1 rRNA gene is annotated in these 2,950 nt (G+C 53.7%); it reads left to right on the top strand.

Annotated features, from left to right (window positions below):
• Positions 1-14 precede the first annotated feature (14 nt).
• Positions 15-2,918, top strand: a 23S ribosomal RNA gene (locus tag APU02_RS12400).
• Positions 2,919-2,950 lie beyond the last annotated feature (32 nt).

Here is a 2,950-nt window from a genome sequence, read left to right as displayed (position 1 = left end):
TCTTCGGGTTGTGAGGTTAAGCGACCAAGCGTACACGGTGGATGCCCTGGCAGTCAGAGGCGATGAAGGACGTGCTAATCTGCGAAAAGCGTCGGCGAGGTGATATGAACCTTTGACCCGGCGATGTCCGAATGGGGAAACCCAGTGTGACTCGTCACACTATCGTTAACTGAATACATAGGTTAACGAGGCGAACCGGGGGAACTGAAACATCTAAGTACCCCGAGGAAAAGAAATCAACCGAGATTCCCCCAGTAGCGGCGAGCGAACGGGGAGCAGCCCAGAGCCTGAATCAGCCAGTGTGGTAGTGGAAGTGTCTGGAAAGGCACGCGATACAGGGTGACAGCCCCGTACACAAAACCACACCGGTTGTGAGCTCGATGAGTAGGGCGGGACACGTGGTATCCTGTCTGAATATGGGGGGACCATCCTCCAAGGCTAAATACTCCTGACTGACCGATAGTGAACCAGTACCGTGAGGGAAAGGCGAAAAGAACCCCGGCGAGGGGAGTGAAAAAGAACCTGAAACCGTGTACGTACAAGCAGTGGGAGCCTCTTTTATGGGGTGACTGCGTACCTTTTGTATAATGGGTCAGCGACTTATATTCTGTAGCAAGGTTAACCGTATAGGGGAGCCGCAGGGAAACCGAGTCTTAACTGGGCGTTAAGTTGCAGGGTATAGACCCGAAACCCGGTGATCTAGCCATGGGCAGGTTGAAGGTTGGGTAACACTAACTGGAGGACCGAACCGACTAATGTTGAAAAATTAGCGGATGACCTGTGGCTGGGGGTGAAAGGCCAATCAAACCGGGAGATAGCTGGTTCTCCCCGAAAGCTATTTAGGTAGCGCCTCGTGAACTCATCTCCGGGGGTAGAGCACTGTTTCGGCTAGGGGGCCATCCCGGCTTACCAACCCGATGCAAACTGCGAATACCGGAGAATGTTATCACGGGAGACACACGGCGGGTGCTAACGTCCGTCGTGAAGAGGGAAACAACCCAGACCGCCAGCTAAGGTCCCAAAGTCATGGTTAAGTGGGAAACGATGTGGGAAGGCTCAGACAGCCAGGATGTTGGCTTAGAAGCAGCCATCATTTAAAGAAAGCGTAATAGCTCACTGGTCGAGTCGGCCTGCGCGGAAGATGTAACGGGGCTAAACCATGCACCGAAGCTGCGGCAGCGACACTATGTGTTGTTGGGTAGGGGAGCGTTCTGTAAGCCGTTGAAGGTGTGTCGTGAGGCATGCTGGAGGTATCAGAAGTGCGAATGCTGACATAAGTAACGATAAAGCGGGTGAAAAGCCCGCTCGCCGGAAGACCAAGGGTTCCTGTCCAACGTTAATCGGGGCAGGGTGAGTCGACCCCTAAGGCGAGGCCGAAAGGCGTAGTCGATGGGAAACAGGTTAATATTCCTGTACTTGGTGTTACTGCGAAGGGGGGACGGAGAAGGCTATGTCGGCCGGGCGACGGTTGTCCCGGTTTAAGCGTGTAGGCTGACTTTCCAGGCAAATCCGGAGAGTCAAGGCTGAGGCGTGATGACGAGGCACTACGGTGCTGAAGTGACAAATGCCCTGCTTCCAGGAAAAGCCTCTAAGCATCAGGTAACATCAAATCGTACCCCAAACCGACACAGGTGGTCAGGTAGAGAATACCAAGGCGCTTGAGAGAACTCGGGTGAAGGAACTAGGCAAAATGGTGCCGTAACTTCGGGAGAAGGCACGCTGATATGTAGGTGAAGTGATTTACTCATGGAGCTGAAATCAGTCGAAGATACCAGCTGGCTGCAACTGTTTATTAAAAACACAGCACTGTGCAAACACGAAAGTGGACGTATACGGTGTGACGCCTGCCCGGTGCCGGAAGGTTAATTGATGGGGTTATCCGTAAGGAGAAGCTCTTGATCGAAGCCCCGGTAAACGGCGGCCGTAACTATAACGGTCCTAAGGTAGCGAAATTCCTTGTCGGGTAAGTTCCGACCTGCACGAATGGCGTAATGATGGCCAGGCTGTCTCCACCCGAGACTCAGTGAAATTGAACTCGCTGTGAAGATGCAGTGTACCCGCGGCAAGACGGAAAGACCCCGTGAACCTTTACTATAGCTTGACACTGAACACTGGTCCTTGATGTGTAGGATAGGTGGGAGGCTTTGAAGCGTGGACGCCAGTCTGCGTGGAGCCGCCCTTGAAATACCACCCTTTAATGGCTGGTGTTCTAACGTAGGCCCGTTACCCGGGTTGCGGACAGTGTCTGGTGGGTAGTTTGACTGGGGCGGTCTCCTCCTAAAGAGTAACGGAGGAGCACGAAGGTTGGCTAATCCTGGTCGGACATCAGGAGGTTAGTGCAATGGCATAAGCCAGCTTGACTGCGAGCGTGACGGCGCGAGCAGGTGCGAAAGCAGGTCATAGTGATCCGGTGGTTCTGAATGGAAGGGCCATCGCTCAACGGATAAAAGGTACTCCGGGGATAACAGGCTGATACCGCCCAAGAGTTCATATCGACGGCGGTGTTTGGCACCTCGATGTCGGCTCATCACATCCTGGGGCTGAAGTAGGTCCCAAGGGTATGGCTGTTCGCCATTTAAAGTGGTACGCGAGCTGGGTTTAGAACGTCGTGAGACAGTTCGGTCCCTATCTGCCGTGGGCGCTGGAGAACTGAGGGGGGCTGCTCCTAGTACGAGAGGACCGGAGTGGACGCATCACTGGTGTTCGGGTTGTCATGCCAATGGCACTGCCCGGTAGCTAAATGCGGAAGAGATAAGTGCTGAAAGCATCTAAGCACGAAACTTGCCCCGAGATGAGTTCTCCCTGAGACTATAAGTCTCCTGAAGGAACGTTGAAGACGACGACGTTGATAGGCCGGGTGTGTAAGCGCAGCGATGCGTTGAGCTAACCGGTACTAATGAACCGTGAGGCTTAACCTTACAACGCCGAAGATGTTTTGGCGGAATTGAGA

The organism is Citrobacter sp. 50677481, from assembly GCF_001463265.1.
Taxonomy (GTDB): Bacteria; Pseudomonadota; Gammaproteobacteria; order Enterobacterales; family Enterobacteriaceae; genus Citrobacter_A; species Citrobacter_A sedlakii.
The sequence above is the reverse complement of the archived record's forward strand: the minus strand, read 5'-3'. Positions and strand labels throughout refer to the sequence as shown.